General features: G+C 50.3%; 12 protein-coding genes. All 12 read right to left on the bottom strand.

What is annotated here, in order from left to right:
* Window positions 1-29: 29 nt before the first annotated feature.
* The 12 genes from FJ444_RS17010 to FJ444_RS16955 all read right to left on the bottom strand — a co-directional run bounded on the left by FJ444_RS17010 (window position 30) and on the right by FJ444_RS16955 (window position 15,714).
* A complete protein-coding gene (locus tag FJ444_RS17010; protein ID WP_140960300.1) occupies window positions 30-2,450 on the bottom strand; it encodes a TonB-dependent siderophore receptor in 2,421 nt (806 codons plus the stop codon).
* A 356-nt stretch (window positions 2,451-2,806) separates the two neighbouring features.
* Window positions 2,807-4,162 (bottom strand): uracil-xanthine permease family protein, encoded by a 1,356-nt coding sequence (locus FJ444_RS17005; RefSeq protein WP_140960298.1) that lies wholly within the window; start codon window positions 4,160-4,162, stop codon window positions 2,807-2,809.
* Between the two features lie 4 nt (window positions 4,163-4,166).
* Window positions 4,167-5,528: an adenosine deaminase gene (locus tag FJ444_RS17000; protein WP_255439277.1), complete on the bottom strand. Its 1,362-nt coding sequence runs from the start codon at window positions 5,526-5,528 to the stop codon at window positions 4,167-4,169.
* A 364-nt stretch (window positions 5,529-5,892) separates the two neighbouring features.
* Window positions 5,893-6,258, bottom strand: coding sequence for an AraC family ligand binding domain-containing protein (locus tag FJ444_RS16995; RefSeq protein WP_140960296.1), 366 nt, complete (start codon window positions 6,256-6,258; stop codon window positions 5,893-5,895).
* A 13-nt stretch (window positions 6,259-6,271) separates the two neighbouring features.
* Entirely contained in the window at window positions 6,272-7,504 is a 1,233-nt protein-coding gene (locus tag FJ444_RS16990) for an allantoate amidohydrolase (protein ID WP_140960294.1), read from the bottom strand.
* Window positions 7,497-8,729, bottom strand: a complete 1,233-nt coding sequence (locus FJ444_RS16985) for an alanine--glyoxylate aminotransferase family protein (RefSeq protein ID WP_140960292.1) — start codon at window positions 8,727-8,729, stop codon at window positions 7,497-7,499. The genes FJ444_RS16990 and FJ444_RS16985 overlap by 8 nt, the downstream gene beginning before the upstream one ends.
* Window positions 8,730-8,737: 8 nt before the next feature.
* Window positions 8,738-9,556 (bottom strand): sulfite exporter TauE/SafE family protein, encoded by an 819-nt coding sequence (locus tag FJ444_RS16980; RefSeq protein WP_140960290.1) that lies wholly within the window; start codon window positions 9,554-9,556, stop codon window positions 8,738-8,740.
* A 3-nt stretch (window positions 9,557-9,559) separates the two neighbouring features.
* Window positions 9,560-11,155 (bottom strand): gamma-glutamyltransferase family protein, encoded by a 1,596-nt coding sequence (locus FJ444_RS16975; protein ID WP_140960288.1) that lies wholly within the window; start codon window positions 11,153-11,155, stop codon window positions 9,560-9,562.
* A 3-nt stretch (window positions 11,156-11,158) separates the two neighbouring features.
* Complete coding sequence (locus FJ444_RS16970) at window positions 11,159-12,352, bottom strand: amidase (protein ID WP_140960286.1); 1,194 nt, start codon at window positions 12,350-12,352, stop codon at window positions 11,159-11,161.
* A gap of 108 nt (window positions 12,353-12,460) precedes the next feature.
* A complete protein-coding gene (locus FJ444_RS16965) occupies window positions 12,461-13,282 on the bottom strand; it encodes a MurR/RpiR family transcriptional regulator (RefSeq protein WP_140960284.1) in 822 nt (273 codons plus the stop codon).
* A 112-nt stretch (window positions 13,283-13,394) separates the two neighbouring features.
* A complete protein-coding gene (locus FJ444_RS16960) occupies window positions 13,395-15,041 on the bottom strand; it encodes a SulP family inorganic anion transporter (RefSeq protein ID WP_140960282.1) in 1,647 nt (548 codons plus the stop codon).
* Window positions 15,042-15,057: 16 nt separating this feature from the next.
* Window positions 15,058-15,714 carry a carbonic anhydrase gene (locus FJ444_RS16955; RefSeq protein WP_140960280.1) on the bottom strand — a complete coding sequence of 219 codons (657 nt, stop codon included), beginning with the start codon at window positions 15,712-15,714 and terminating at the stop codon, window positions 15,058-15,060.
* Window positions 15,715-15,843: the final 129 nt, after the last annotated feature.

Raw genomic sequence — 15,843 nt, 5'->3', positions numbered from 1 at the left:
CCTTTGTGATTACACGTTCAACACATTACTTAGAACTTGTAAGAGAACTTCACGTTAAAGTGACGTGGCAGTTCTGGTAGTACGATTTGGCTACCGAACAGGTCAGGGAAGTTCGCACGGAAGTAACGCTCATCCGTTAAGTTCTTCACGGTCAGGTTAACCCCGAAGTTTTCATTCTGATAAGACAGTCCGGCGTTTACCAGGGTGTAAGCTGGCAGGGTAACCGCGCCAGAGAAGCCTGAAGCTACGGCGTCAACATCGATAATACTTACGCTGGTAGCATAACCATTCTGGAAGTCATACGTTGCCGTTAACGTATAGATGTTTTCCGGCATACCGGCTTTCTTCGCCGTTGGGTTGCTGCTGCTTGGGTTTACCAGGTTCAAACCAATTACGTTACCACCGAATACCAGCGACGGATCAGTCAGGTTAACCAGGTCTTCTGCACCCAGGAAGCCGAACTGTGTACCGTTTTCCTGAGCAGTTAAGTTAACTACTTCAACGTTTGAGTAACCAGCAGACACAACCAGGTTCTCGTTAACCACCCAACGCAACTCAAACTCCACACCTTCGTTGTGGGTAGTATTGTTGGTTACGGTGTTTTGCGTGCTGTAATCTGTACGTTCCTGTTCGAAGAATGACACTGCGAAGTACAAGGATTCATCCAGCAGAGAGCCTTTCAAACCGTACTCAAGCAGTTCAGACGTATCGAATGCACCGCTGCCGTCAGCGTTGTTCAACTGGTCGATATTGATTTCCGCACCTTGACCCGCAACCAGTGTAGCTTGTTCAGCTACCGTGATGTAAGGGATCAAACCAATTGGGGTGGTGTATGAAATACTGGTGTTCCACGACACGCCGTCAACGGTTTCTTTTTCAGTAACAGGCGCTTCCGTGCCGTCTGAACCTAACAACAGATTGACGTGAGAGGTACTTTCGATGTCGATGGTGTCATAACGCGCACCTAATACAACATTTAAGCCCCAGTCCCAGGTTAAGTCAGTCATTACTGCGAAACCAAGATCCAGGTAATTACCTTCGTCGTAGTTGTCGAAGTTACGGCCAATACGGGTAGCCAGTTCACGACGGTCCAGTGCCGATGAAGGCATGGTCAGGTCGCGACGGTTGAAATACTCGTAAGTATAGTCATCGCCGTGCAGGAAGTCGGTGTAACGTACAGATGGAGAGATTTGAACCTGTGCAAACAGATCGTCAATTTCCCAACTGGTTGCAAAAATCAGCTTGTCTTCAACCACCCAGCTGTCGTGGAACTGAGAGAAGCCATAAGCGTTTTCGTTGATGTTGTCGTAGGCATCGTAGAACAACTGGTTTTTGATTTCCCAGTCGCCAGCGAAGTAAATAATATCGAAGTAGTAGGTATCGGCAATGTTGCCCAACTGGTCATCAGCAGCAACCAATACCTGGTCGCCGCGCAGGGTAGTGGTACCAACGTTTTCCAGAGCCATTAATGGCAGTGCTTCAGCATCAGTGAACGACGCACCTGGTACGTAGAAGTAACTGGCACCTGAAAGGTTTACCGCGCCGTATTCTGCGTGAGAGATTGAACCATCACCGTCGGTATCAAGTGGTTGCGCAGTACCTGTGATGTAAGTACCGTTGTCTACCAGTTCCTGGGTTAAACGGTTCCAACCAGCAACCTGGTTACCGTTGTATTTGTGGTACATCCCACCAAACTCAATGCGCAGGTTATCGGCTAAATCAACGTTAAAAGACGCTTGCAGAATTGACTGGTCTGTTGCGCTGTTTTCGTAGTAACTGCCTGAGTTTTCTACTTCACCGTAAACGTAGTAACCCATTTCTTTGCCCGCAACGGTAGCTGGTCCACCAACTTCCGCAGTCAGGACACTCTTTTCCCAGGTTCCGTGGGTGTAAGACAGAGCGCCTTTTGGCTCTTCCAGGTATTGACCAGAAGAGGCACGTGCAGATTTAGGGTTAAAGTTCAGGTAACCACCAATTTTAGATGGACCATAAATTGGCGACGCCGGACCACGTACGATGTCGATACGGCTTGATGCACCAATTGGCGTAGGGTAGTTACCCGGGTTGTCCAGGCGTTTTACGCCACGGAAATAGGCTTCACCAGGATTACCACGAATATCGAGTGATCCTGCAACGCCGAAGAATGACTGAGTAAACGTACCGGGTGCAAACGCAACCAGCTCGTCGATGTCTGATACGTTAAAACGCTCCATTTGCTCATCACTGATAGTGGAGGCCGAGCGAGGCGTTTCCAAAATAGACTTTCCAAATCCGAAAACGGCTTCAACGTCCTGTCCAGGCAAGCTGCCTAGTGAGCCTTTTACTTCGATCTTTTCGATCTCTGAGTCACTGGGCGTCTCCTGAGCGAAACCCGCTACAGGGGCAAGAAGCAGTAACCCGGTAGTGACGGCACGCGCAATTGGCGCCACACTGAAGTTTGTGGTTTTCATGGTGTTCCTCGAGTGTAAGAGTTCTTGTGAGTAATAACGTTCTAGCTTTACGGCTGCTATATTGCAGTTTTGATGCCAGATTCCTGTCCATGTGGTCAGGATTTTATTTTGGATTAAGTGATTGATATTTTTAGATAAAAAATCAATGGCAAAGAAAGGGATTGTTAGCGATATGTTAATGCTACTGTTATCCATGCCTGAATGCACCAAAGCGGTGAGGCGCGGATTCTAAATGCACCAGAAACGTAAGACCAGTGGTTAGATTTTCATCGGTGGAATGTTTTCTTTACGATAGGGCGAGGGGAGCTGGTCACTGTAACAGAAACTAAGTCTGTTACAGTGACTGCGGAATATGCTTAAGATTCTGATATAACGGGGGTTTGAGTGGGGGCTTGTCTTGGTAAAATCACCGATAACACAATGGCGGTAAGGCCCGCGGTAGTCACCGGTGAGGTGAGCATATTGCCCAGCCAAGCCGGCAGTTGGGCAACCACGTTACCTACCATCATGACACCTAATCCCATGCCTAACGAACAAGCGGTAATCAGACTGTTGCGCTGATCAAGCGGCTCGCTGGTTAATATTTTAACACCACCCACCGCGACCATGGCGAACATCACCAGTGTAGCCCCACCTAAAACAGGTTTTGGGATCACTTGCAACACTGCGCCAATAAAGGGGAACAAACCCAGTAACACGAACACCACAGCAACAAAACAACCCACTTTACGACTGGCAATGCCGGTCATTTGAATCACCCCGTTGTTTTGCCCAAAAGTGGTATTGGGAAAGGTACACAGTATTGCCGCAATCAGTGAATTGACACCATCACCTAAAATACCAGCGCGAATGCGTTTAAAGTAACTTTCGCCAGTAATGGGAAGTTTGCAGAACAAGCTGTTGGCTGTCAGGTCGCCAGCGGTTTCAATGGCAGTGAAAAAGTAAATCAGTGCGATGGGCAAAAACAAATCCCACTCAAAGTTGATGCCGTACCTGAACGGTTGGGGCACGCTGAACCACGGTAAATCAACCAGACTGGAAAAATTAGTTATACCCATGAAAAATGCGGCGCATGTGCCTAGAGCCATGCCTATGAAAATAGCAGATAGGCGTAACCAATTGTTCTTACAGGCATTGAAATAAATAATCACCAGTAACACGCCCAATCCCAGGGACAGATTTTCTACACTGCCAAAGGCGTCGGCGTTGAATCCTCCTGCCAAATCGGTCATGCCCACTTTGATGAGGGAAATACCGATTGCAATAATCACAACGCCTGTGGTGACCGGTGTGATCACGCGTTTAATTTGCTGTATGAACAGGCTAAGCACTATTTCAATAAATGCACCAAAAAAGCACACCCCCAGCATCATAGCCAGAATATCCTCGTTGCTGCCCCCGCGCTCCTTTACGGTGCTGCCAACCAGTATTAAGGCACTTAAAAAAGCAAAGCTGGTACCCTGAATGGCCACCAGACCGCTGCCTATCGGCCCAATTCCTTTAGTTTGAATATAGGTCCCCAGGCCGGTTGCCAGCAGCGCCATACTAATCAAATAAGGCACTTCGGCCTGCAGGCCCAACACCGATGCAATGATAAGGGTAGGGGTAACTACACCAATGAAACTAGCCAGTACATGCTGAATTGCCGCCGTCAGGCTCACCGCGAAATTGGGGCAGTCCTCCAGACCATATAAAACCTGAGATTGCGGCATAGTGTTATCCTTTTTCACATAAAGTAGGGTAGTGCTCGCACATAAAGCCTCTCATTGACGGCAGTGCGGGCAATGTACCGGAGTTTGAACGCACGGCTTGCTCGAATTCCGCCACGCTCTGGCGATAGCGCTTAAGCGCGATAGCTTTATCTTCCGGAGCCAGAAAGCTGTGTTTGAGCGAGTTTTCACCCAACGACACCAGTTCAGTCCACGACAGGTTAAAGTGGTGAACCGCTACAAAATATTCATCGGTTAAGGTGCTGTCCCACATGCCGCGATCATCGGTGGTGAGGGCAACGGGGATATCGGTACGCAGATATTCCGGAAACGGGTGAGTCGACAAGTCGGGCGTGTATTCCAGCAACTTGTTACTGATCAGGTTTATTTCTATCAGATAAGGCCCGTGGCGCATCAGCAGCAGGGTATCCGGATCGGTAATCGTGTTAAGTCCATGCCCAATACGCTGTGCGCCCAATAACAAGGTATCGCGCACATGTTGATTGGGCTCGTCCACTTCGCCTGCATGAATGGCCAGGTTTATAGCGGGGTAACGCTGGCGAAGTGAGCGAAGCGTAGACAAGAAACGCAATGGATAGCCCTTGTCATTATCTTCTCTGCCTACCATGTTAATGCCGACATAAATGTCGCGATGTTGATCCACAAAATCGTACATCCAGGTAAGGTGCTGTTCCGCGTTAGGCAAAAAGCGCAGCAGAGCATACTGAAAACGCACGGTCACACCCGTGGCCCTGGCCTCAGGGCTTGCAAGCATATCCAGATACACCGTCAGGGTTTGCTCCGGGGTAAGTGGGTTGCCGTTGCTATCCTGGGCGCGATCAACATTGACCTGGGTTTCCAGATACTGGAGCCCCTCAGCTGCGAAGGCCTGCATATTTTTCAGTAAAATGTGCGCGCCAATATAGGGATTAACTACCAGTTCATTGAGTCGCTGCCAGTGGGTTTCAAAAAATTCGTTACGGCCTTCGTGGGCTTTGTCTAGCCGAATGCTGTTCAGAAACGCCTGCTTTTGCTCATCAGTTAACGCTTCGAGGCGTTGGTACTCCTGTTGCTCGCAGTCAGATAATGAGTGCCAGGTAGACGACTGGATGGTGCGAAATAACAGGAATTGCGGATCAGCGCCATACTCATTGGTGCCGTAGCCGCGGCATTGCAGAATGCGTGTTTTGGTGTAGTAACGATAGCCACCGTTGCGATCGGGGGAGGTGGCAATGTCGAACCACCATTCGCTAAAACCTGCGCCACTCAGGTGATGGTGCAAGTCGCCGCCTTTGGGCAAAGCCCACAACAACTGATAAAGCTGCTTATCGGTGGCTTGCTGTTTAAAGCTGCGGAACCACTTGTCCATGTCAGTTGTTGCTGCTGTTGCTGTGAAGCTGAACAGGCTCACCCCAACACAAAGCCCCATAAGGCGCCATGCACTGAGCACTAATTTAAGCCTGATGTTAAGCTCTAAAATAAGCTTAACACGCCACCGACACACCTCTTTGCCCCACATCAATTACTGCTTCCCATGACACACTATTGGATAAAGCATTAAAGCAAAAACCTGACCACTTGGTCTGTTTGGGCTGCTAATCTTTAACAGTATGAAATTAATGAAGTTTAGCGGGATGCTAAAAGCAGGATTGGCGCAATGTTATTTAGTCTGCACCATTTAAGGGCGCGGCTGATTCATATCGAATCAGCCCGCTATTCTCAGGCGTGGAATGTTAATACGGAAAGCCGTCAGGTAGGGTAACAAAAATAGAATGGCGTACTTCGTTGTACATGGCTCTGCTGCAATGGCCTTCGCCTTCAGTATCTTCAAGCAGCAATACGTCACCAGCACCAAATACGTGGCGCTCACCAGACGACACAGTAAACTCAGCACGGCCCTTCAGGATGAATAACAACTGGCGTGCCGGGGCAGGGTGCCATTTAAAATTGTAATCAGCCGGTGTTTCGCGAAAAATAATCGAACCAGCGGGGATCTTCTCTGAAAGTAAGCCGATTGGGCCACCATCAGACAACGGGATCTCAGCCTCACCAAAGTGACTCTTGCCTTGCTCATCATGATAAATTCGAGGTATTTTCACGTGGTATTCCTTGTTAGTGTTGAGAATAATTGTCCAAAAATCGCTGCAATACCTGCAGTGTTGCCTGTACATCAGCGTGGGTAACGGATTCGCCCGGATGATGGCTTATTCCACCTTTACAACGTACAAATAACATACCAACCGGGCAAATAGCGTCCATTGCCATGGCGTCGTGGCCGGCGCCAGAAGGCAAACTCAGTGGCTTTATCCCGGTTAATTCAATGGCCTGAGCCAGAGTTTGGGATAACGCGGGGTTACAATGTACTGCGTTAGCCATGTGGGTCATTTGCCAGCTAATGTCTACCCGTCGGCGTGTTGCAATGTCACGTAGTTTGAGCAACATGGCATCCAGAGCGCGGTCACGCATATCGTCGTATTCACTGCGAATATCCAGCGAAAATTTCACCTGACCGGGTATTACGTTTACCGCACCCGGTTTAACGTCCATGCGTCCAACCGTTGCCACCACAGCATGCTCAGTGGCGATAGATTCAATCGCCAGCACCATTTCGCTGCTGGCAGTCATGGCATCCTGACGCAACGACATGGGGACGGTTCCAGCATGACCCGCCATGCCATTTACGGTGACGTCGTAACGCTTAGCGCCGGCAATGGCGGTTACCCAACCTACCGGTAGAGCTTGATTTTCCAGTACCGGGCCCTGTTCTATGTGAACTTCCAGATAACCCAGCAGAGTTGCAGGGTCTAATTTCGCCTGAGCGATATTTTCAAACGATGAACCAAAATGGGTTAGGGCATCGGGCAGTGATACCTGATCTTTGTCGCGCAGATTGCGCCAGTCTTCCTGCCAGCGACCGGTTAACGCCCGGCTACCTAACAGGGTAGAACCAAAGCGCGTGCCTTCTTCATCGCCAAACCCCACAATATCAATATGAAAAGGAAAGCGAATACCTTGCTCGAAGCAATACTGCACCACAGCCAGAGGCGCAATAACGCCCAGCATACCGTCGTATTTACCGCCGTTGGGTACGGTATCCAGATGACTGCCAAATACAAATGCCTTCGCATCGGGGGTGGCACTTTTATAGCGCCCCCACTGGTTTCCGGCGGCATCTTGCCAGGTTTGCATGCCCGCTTGTTGCATCCATTGGGCAACCTGATCATTGGCCTGGCGATGCTGCGAAGTCAGGTAACGACGGTCTACCATCCCTGGCGATTGACTGATAAGCCCAAGTTGATCGCAGCGGCTTAACACTTCATTGGCCAGTTCGGCAAACTCATTCATTAGCGGCTCCCGATGTTGCATACACGTTGAGTGCAGCATCCACACCTTCGCCCAGTGCCATTTTGTGACCAGCGCGACGCAACACCGTTTCAAGTGACTGCAGGGTATGCAGTACCGCATCCTGACGCGCGTTATATCCCATGGTGCCAATGCGCCAGATACGGCCTTTCAGCGGCCCAAAGCTGGTACCAATTTCAATATTAAAATCCAGTAACAACTGCTGACGAATGGCTTCTCCATCTACACAGTCTGGAATTTCCACGCCCACCACGTTATTCATTTTGTACTTCAGGTTGCCAAAGGGGACTAAATCCATGGCCTGAATTCCCGCCAGCATAGCGTCTCCGGCTGTTTTGTGTCGGGTGATGCTCTGTGAAATTCCCTCTTCCAGCAGGTTAATCGCACATTCACGTGCACAGAACAGCATGGACGCCGCTTCAGTGTGGTGGTTAAGGCGCGACTCTCCCCAGTAATCCAGGATCATGGGGATATCAAAGTAGTTGGAACGAATACGGCTGCCGCGTGCACTTTTGTAACCTTTTTCGCGGATCCCGGCTTCGATGTGATGACGGGTGCGAACCAGTTCAACGTAACGTTCACTTAATGTCACTGGTGCGCTGCCTGATGGGCCGCCTAAACATTTTTGCAGGCCAACCGACACCGCATCCAACCCCCAGGCGTCGGTATGAAACGGGTTGCCGCCAATAGACGCGGTAGCATCGGAATAAAACAATACATCGTGACGGCGACAAATCTCACCCAGATGCTCCAAGGGTTGCAGCATGGTGGTAGAGGTGTCGCCTTGTACGATGGCTAACAGTTTGGGCTGCACTTGTTTAATGGCCGCTTCAATTTGCTCTGGTTCGAATACTTCGCCCCATGGCACTTCAATGCTGTGCACATCCGCACCGGCACGTTCTGCAATTTCACACAACAAGTGCCCGAACCGGCCAAAAATAGGCACCAGTACTTTATCGCCTGGCTCAATGCAAGACACCAACACGGCCTCAATACCCGCACGCGAGGTGCCGTCAATCAGCACGGTATGCTGGTTTTGGGTGTCGAATACCTGGCGATACAGGGCCATCACTTCATTCATGCACCCGGTCATAGCCGGATCATATTGCCCCACCAATTGGTGTGACATGGCCTGAAGTACGCGTGGATAGCAGTTAATCGGGCCAGGGCCCATCAATAAACGTGGAGGAAGAGTTAAAGGCTTCATCGTTGCTCCTAAAGTAAGCTTTGGGCAAGCATGCGCACGCCGGTGATCAGCAACACTACCGCAAACACTTTTTTCAGTTTGGCGGCATCCAGTTTGCTGGCCAGGCCCGCGCCGACAGGCGCAAATAGCACAGTAAGCGGTACTATGGCGGCAAACCCAATCAGGTTAACCAAACCAAAAGTGCCGGTTGGGGCGTCAGCGGGTGTTTCACCCAGTGCTAACATGGTGATTGCAGCAGGAAGCGAAATGATTAGCCCTACCGCTGCTGCCGTACCCACCGCGCGGTGAGCAGGGTAATTACAAAACGTCAAAGTAGGTACCGTAAGCGTACCGCCACCAATGCCTACCATTGAACTAAACAAGCCTATGCATGTCGCAATAATACGCTGACCAACGTTGCCCGGCAGCGCGGTAAACCAGGCCGACTTACTGCCAATAAACATATTGAGTGCCGACAGACTGGCGATAATACCGAACATCAGCGTGAGAATGTCGCCGTCGATTTGCGTAACGGCGTAGCTACCCAGCAATACGCCCAGCAAAATAAAAGGTCCCCAGCGTTTTAACAGTTCAAAGTCGACATTGCCCTTGGCGCGATGGGCTTTAATTGAACTTAATGACGTAGGGATGATGGTTGCCAATGATGTGGCCGTTGCAATTAACATGGCCGAATCGGCACTGACGCCCAGTGCCTGAAACAAAAAGTACAAAACCGGCACAATGACAATGCCGCCGCCCACACCGAGCAAACCGGCTAACAGTCCCGCAAATACCCCGGTGGCTAACAGGGCTAATAAGGTGGGGAGTAAATCTAACAATACTTGCATTAATTACGCCTCTGAAACTGGCTGAAAACGTTGTGCGAACGCCTTTCCGTCACTGCGCGGATCGGTGGCGGCTTCTGTATTTTGATCGGGATGAAGTACTATTGCACCGGCATGTCCCATGAGTTCGTTACAGGCGTCGACAATAACCATATCGTGCCCGCGGGAAATCAAATCGTCGCCCACATACTCAGCCAGATCGCGTTCGACTTTCAGATTGTGTGACTGGTCGCCCCAGGTACGGCCTAACAGCCAGCGCCCAAGAGAAATAGCTTTGTCTAACGGCTGATTGTGATAAACATAACGGCTGAACAAGGCCGCCTGGGTTTGCGGTTGACCTTCGCCCCCCATGGTGCCGTAGCTTATGCGGCGTCCATCATGCAATTCGGCAAACGCGGGGTTCAGGGTATGGAACGGTTTCATTCCTGGTTGCAAGTACTGCAGATTACCCGGCTCAAGGCTGAATGAGGTGCCCCGGTTGTTCCAGACAATGCCAGTTTGAGGGCTAACAACGCCACTGCCAAACTCCCAGTACAAGCTTTGAATGTAGCTCACCATGCGACCCTGATTATCACAGGCGCCCATCCAGATGGTATCGCCGGTTTTGGCAACATGGGGCCACGGTAATGCGCGCGCTGGATCAATAGCGGCAGCCATGGCATCTAACGCAGTATCGCTTAACAGGCTGTCGAGGTTTACGGCCAAACGACCTGGATCTGTAACGTATTGGTTGCGCTTTATAAAAGCCTGCTTGGTACATTCAATCAACAGGTGCACCATGTCAGCATCGGTTTTACCCAAATGCGCCACGCGGTCGTATAGCGCCAGAATGATCAGTGACGCTACGCCCTGTGTTGGCGCAGGCAAATTATACAGTTTGCCCATTTTGGTGGTGACAGACAGCGGGGTAACACATTGTGCTTCGTACTGCTGAAAATCGGACAGGCGAATAGGTGAGCCGGCATCCTGCAAATCAGTCGCCAGTTGATGAGCAATGTCGCCGTGATAAAAATCGTTCAGACCTTTGTCCGCCAGATGTTGCAAGGTAGCAGAAAGCTGAGTCAGTTTAACGATTTTACCTTTTTTAAGGGCGTTGCCTTTAATTAAAAAGGGCGCGAAGTGCTCGTTGTGTGCCAGGTCGTCGTAGGTTTTAAAACTGGCATCTGACATGCTTTGGGTCACTTCAATCCCCCAGCTAGCCTGGCTGATGGCGGTTTCAAGTAATTCCGACAGCGGCATGGCAGGTTGCCAGCTTGCGCTGATATCGAGTGCTTTTTGCCACCCGGCTACCGCGCCAGCCATCGTTAACGCGGCTTTTCCACCGCGCGACGGGATTGCTGTCTGGCCTGCATAGAATTCTGGGGTGGCCAGTCCTGCGGCGGTACCGCAGGCATCAATGGCGACAGGGGCTTTTCCGGGTTCGCTGATCAGCCAAAAGCCGTCACCGCCTAATCCATTCATGTGCGGGTATTCAACCGCAATAGAAGCGGCCGCCGCCACCATGGCTTCGATGGCAGTGCCACCGCGTTGTAATATTTCGTTGCCCACCGTTGACGCTGCGTAGTGGGGGGCAGTAAATGCAGTATGTTGTGTTGTTGTCATGCTTTACTTTTCCAGTAGGGTTTGTGCCAGGTCAATCAGCGCTAGATCGCTGTTGGCCGGTCCAATCAATGATAAGCCACAGGGTGCGCCGTTGAGGGTAAATAACGGCAAATGTATTTGCGGCAAACCAGCCAGACCGGCAATGGCAGTTAAATTTAATAATTGTTTTCGATATTCACCCAGCGCAGTTGCTGGCGTGCTAAGCAGGGGAGCACAGCCTGGCGTGGTAGGTATCACTGCAATGGTATTAGCGTTAATAGTTTTTGCTGCCCAGTGTTTTACGCGTCGCTGAACGCTTTTGGCTGCTTCTATTTCTGCTCCTGAGATAGTGGCACACGCGTTGAAACGATCAGCGATGTCACTGGCAAAAACCGGTTTGTTCTGTGTGATCCATGCTCCGTGTTGTTGCCAAATCTCATCTCCCTGCAACACCCTAAAGGCTTCAGACAATGCAAGTGCGTCAAGTTCGGTTTCATCGGCTGAAACTTGTGTAAACTCGCAGGATTGCAGCCAGGCGGTAATGAGTTCACTGTGCTGTGCACGCGAAATGCTACCATCTAACGTGCATAGACTGGGCGAATTAAGTGCCACTTGAGGTTTGCCTTTCAACAGGCATTGCATGGACGTTGCCAGGGTGGCGATATCCCGCGTTAATACGCCTACCGTATCGAAACCTGGTGCCAGTGCTACCAATCCATCGGTATTAACCAAACCGTGAGTAGGGCGCAGGCCAAACAACCCATTGTAACTGGCGGGCACCCGAATAGAGCCACCCGTATCGGTGCCTAAGCCAATATCCGCCAGTCCGGCGCTCACTGCTGTCGCCGAGCCACTGGATGAACCGCCGGGTAACCGCTCTGGGGTGACCGGGTTCACTGGCGTGCCATAGTGAATATTCTGTCCATTCAGGCTGTAGGCCAGTTCATCGGTAATGGTTTTGCCAACCAGCGTGGCACCGGCATTACACAATGCGCTAACGGCTGATGCGGTATGACTGGCAACGGCGTGGGTCGCCGCCCAATCCGGGTTGCCGGCTGTGGTTACCAGACCGGCAATATGAAACAGATCCTTAACCGCAAGGCGTTTGCCGGACAAGGGGCAGCCTGCTGTATCGGTATTCGATAGCACGTCTTGCTGGTTAGTGGTTTGAGTGTCTGGCACCCAAACAAATGGCGATGTTACGCTGTGGTGTTTCATGAGCTGAAATGTTGCAGGAGGATAGCTCTATGAAACAATCGTTTCATGATTAAGTCAAGTGAAACGTTTGTTAAATTTGCGTGATTTTTTTAACAAAAACAGGCGTGACTATTCTGGATCTAATTCGCCCATTTTGGCATAGAGCGATGTGATGGTTGACACACGTCGGTCACCTTCGTCACCCAACAGGGTATAGGCCTGGTTGCAAATAACAGAAACCAGACTCATAGGGGCAGCATAGCTGTCAAAAGCAAATTGGTTGCCTAATTGACACAACAACAAGTGTTTTACCCGTTCCTGATACACCTGGCCGGTTGGGTCGGTAAATAGCAGGGTGCGTTCTGGTGGGAGGGCTTCCATCATGCGGGCAAAAATACGCGGTCGGCGGCGAAATCCAAACACCAGAATGATTTCATCAGATGACAAGTCCATGATGTCCTCACTCAAGCTTTGACCGGGTTGGGGGAGTAAGCGTACGTTTGGACGGATTTGTTTGAGTTGCTGTCGGCAGTGCAGCGCAACCGGATAACTATTGCGGTAGCCGATCAGAGTAATTCTCGGCGCGTTGGCCAGAAGTTCTGCCACCTGATTGATTTGTTCCGCCGGAATCGATTCCAGCGTACGCTGTAAATTGCCTAATTCCGCGGCAATGTAATCGTGCTGGTCGAGCACCTGCTTCACCGGAATCCCCGCGTCGCGTTGTAACACCAGATCCTGTTTGGCGTCCTGATGTGATGCATAACCCAATTGTCGGAACAAGCGGCTGACAGTGGCTTTTGAGGTATTAGTTTTAGCGGCAATCTCTGACGTAGAGTCGCTGATAATGGTTAGCGGGAACTGCTGCAAATAATTGGCTATCACTCGCGCAGAAGGGGACAGCTCCGGATATTTATCACGGATCCTGGCTAGTACACCGTTGTTTTCAGACACTTATCAGCCAATGAAATTTAAGAATACACAGTGTTAGTGTAGCGGAGGGTAAGGGGAATGTGTCAAGAAATTTAGGTGCATCAATGTGATGCACCTAACTTGTCAAGGGGATCTATGCGTGTTGCAGCGCCTGCTTATTCAGACGCCCGGCTCCCTTTGCGTCATTTTTCTCCAACAACACATTGGCGGCTTCCAGGGCTTCCGTGAGTGAAGAAAAGGTATCCACTTCGGTCCATGACACATTAATTTTATGCAGTACAGTAAGTACCTCTTCATTAGCACCGCTGACAAACAGCTTGCGGCCAGATGCCTTGGCATCCGAAGTTACCGTTTCTACTGCCATGGCCGCTGATACGTCCATAGTAGGCACACGGGAGAAGTCCAGGATCAGTACCTGAGAACCGGGTTTCACATTTTCACGAACGTGATGGCCAAGATCTGCGGCCGCCCCAAAACTCAACGGCCCACCAAAGCTGAAAATATTCACTTTGCCTTTGGCTTTCGCAAGTAAGGCATTTTCTTGTGGATCATTGAGCTGCTCAGGCATTTTACCGAGTTCTTCAATTTGCAGTTGCGCAATTTGACGAACATAGGCCAATGCAGCCAGCACTACACCCACACCTACAGCAGTAATAAGATCGACAAATACAGTAAGACCCAATACCAACAGCATCAACACAAAGTCCCAGCGTGGACCAGTATGCGCCCGTTTCATGTAGCTCCAGTCCACAATATCAAGGCCTACTTTCACCAGAATACCGGCAAGTACCGCATGGGGGATAACACTGGCTAACGGACTTAAGCCCATTACAATGGCTAACAGTACCAAGGCGTGAATCATACCGGATAAGCGTTCTTTACCGCCGCTGCGAATGTTTACAACCGTACGCATGGTTGCTCCGGCACCGGCAATACCACCGATAAGACCGGACACGGCGTTACCAATGCCCTGACCAATCAGCTCCTGGCTGCTGTCGTGGCGGGTTCGGGTCATGTTGTCTGCTACCAGTGAGGTTAACAAGCTGTCAATCGCACCTAACACAGCCAGAATGAATGCTGCTTCAAGGACTAACAGCAGTTTTTCCTGATTGTATACAGGCAAGTGCAAGCTCGGCAGGCCAGTTGGAATATTGCCCAGTACAGGCACTTCAAAGGCAAACAAGCTCACCAGCGTACCAATGATCAACGCCGCCAGTGCTCCCGGTACGTATTTGCCAAGACTAGGTGGCCATTTGTAGGCAATAACCAGCGTACCAACACCCAAAGCAAGTGTAGAGAAATTAATATCGGCCAGCGCAGTTGGCAGGTAGCCTAACGCACCCAGTGTGCCCCCCGGTGGTTCATGACCTAATAAGCGGCCAATTTGCAGGATGATAATGATGGCCCCGATACCGGTCATAAAGCCAGAGATAACCGGGTAGGGTACCAAACGAATATAATTGCCGACGCCCAGGAAGCCAAAGACTACCTGGAAAATACCCGCCAGCATAACGGCGGTAAAAATCAATTCAACGTCGCCAGACAGGCTGGCGAATAACCCAGCTAACACCACGACCATTGGGCCGGTTGGGCCAGAAATTTGTGAGGGGGTGCCACCAAACAGGGCGGCAAAAAATCCAACGGCAATCGCACCGTACAGGCCAGCCATCGGGCCAACGCCCGATGCCACACCTAGGGCAAGTGCCAGTGGTAAAGCAACAATACCAGCGGTAATTCCGCCGGTAATGTCGCCTCTAACGTTCGCGAGTAAATTTTTCATTTAATACTCCTACTTATTATTGATTGTGCGCCTTCAATTCTTTTGCGTAGGTTTGGCTCATCGGCGCAAACTTGCCGAGTGCTTCGTCATAACAAGTTACTGCAGCGGTTTCGATGTTGTAAAACCAGCCGTGTAATTTTACCTGGCCTGTAGCAATTTTAGCTGCTACTGCAGGGTGTGTGCGCAAATGCTGTAACTGCTGTACTACGTTTTCTTCCGTTACCATTAGCAGATGCTCTTCAGCACTCAACTCGCTGCAACCACAGCGTTCTTTAACTACTTCGGTTGCTACACGACAATGACCCAGCCATTCTTTTACGTGAGGCAATGAAGTGAGGGCTTCGGTGTTGATTGCACCTTTCATGGCACCACAGTCTGAGTGTCCGCACACTACAATATGACTAACGCCCAGTGCGGCAACGGCGAATTCGATAGACGCAGTCATGCCACCGGTTTGATTACTGTGTGGCGGCACAACGTTACCTGCGTTGCGGCAGATAAACAGGTCGCCTGGTTCAGTTTGTGTTACCAGGTTTGGATCGATGCGGGAATCAGCACAGGTAATGAATAAAACTTCCGGATTTTGGCCGTTTGCTAACTTTTTGAAAGCCGCTTTTTTACCGGGATAAACTTCTTTCTGAAACTTAGCGACGCCAGAAATTACATGTTCCATTTAGTCACTCCTAAATAAATTCATTAACATTTTTAAAACAACGCTGTAGTTTTACCTGATAGGCTAATAGAAATATAGCTTACTTCGTGATAGCCTTCATCTATTAGTTGAAATGAATCTAAAAGAATT

The sequence above is a fragment of the Aestuariibacter sp. GS-14 genome (genome assembly GCF_006494365.1).
Classification (GTDB): Bacteria; Pseudomonadota; Gammaproteobacteria; order Enterobacterales; family Alteromonadaceae; genus Alteromonas; species Alteromonas mangrovi.
Note: the sequence above shows the minus strand (reverse complement) of the source record. Positions and strands in the feature narration are given on the sequence as shown.

What these genes read in the sequence shown, in the direction of transcription:
- FJ444_RS17010 (WP_140960300.1), bottom strand. Translation starts at nt 2,450, where the DNA reads ATGAAAACCACAAACTTCAGTGTGGCGCCAATTGCGCGTGCCGTCACT.
- FJ444_RS17005 (WP_140960298.1), bottom strand. Translation starts at nt 4,162, where the DNA reads ATGCCGCAATCTCAGGTTTTATATGGTCTGGAGGACTGCCCCAATTTC.
- FJ444_RS17000 (WP_255439277.1), bottom strand. Translation starts at nt 5,528, where the DNA reads ATGGACAAGTGGTTCCGCAGCTTTAAACAGCAAGCCACCGATAAGCAG.
- FJ444_RS16990 (WP_140960294.1), bottom strand. Translation starts at nt 7,504, where the DNA reads ATGAATGAGTTTGCCGAACTGGCCAATGAAGTGTTAAGCCGCTGCGAT.
- FJ444_RS16985 (WP_140960292.1), bottom strand. Translation starts at nt 8,729, where the DNA reads ATGAAGCCTTTAACTCTTCCTCCACGTTTATTGATGGGCCCTGGCCCG.
- FJ444_RS16980 (WP_140960290.1), bottom strand. Translation starts at nt 9,556, where the DNA reads ATGCAAGTATTGTTAGATTTACTCCCCACCTTATTAGCCCTGTTAGCC.
- FJ444_RS16975 (WP_140960288.1), bottom strand. Translation starts at nt 11,155, where the DNA reads ATGACAACAACACAACATACTGCATTTACTGCCCCCCACTACGCAGCG.
- FJ444_RS16970 (WP_140960286.1), bottom strand. Translation starts at nt 12,352, where the DNA reads ATGAAACACCACAGCGTAACATCGCCATTTGTTTGGGTGCCAGACACT.
- FJ444_RS16960 (WP_140960282.1), bottom strand. Translation starts at nt 15,041, where the DNA reads ATGAAAAATTTACTCGCGAACGTTAGAGGCGACATTACCGGCGGAATT.
- FJ444_RS16955 (WP_140960280.1), bottom strand. Translation starts at nt 15,714, where the DNA reads ATGGAACATGTAATTTCTGGCGTCGCTAAGTTTCAGAAAGAAGTTTAT.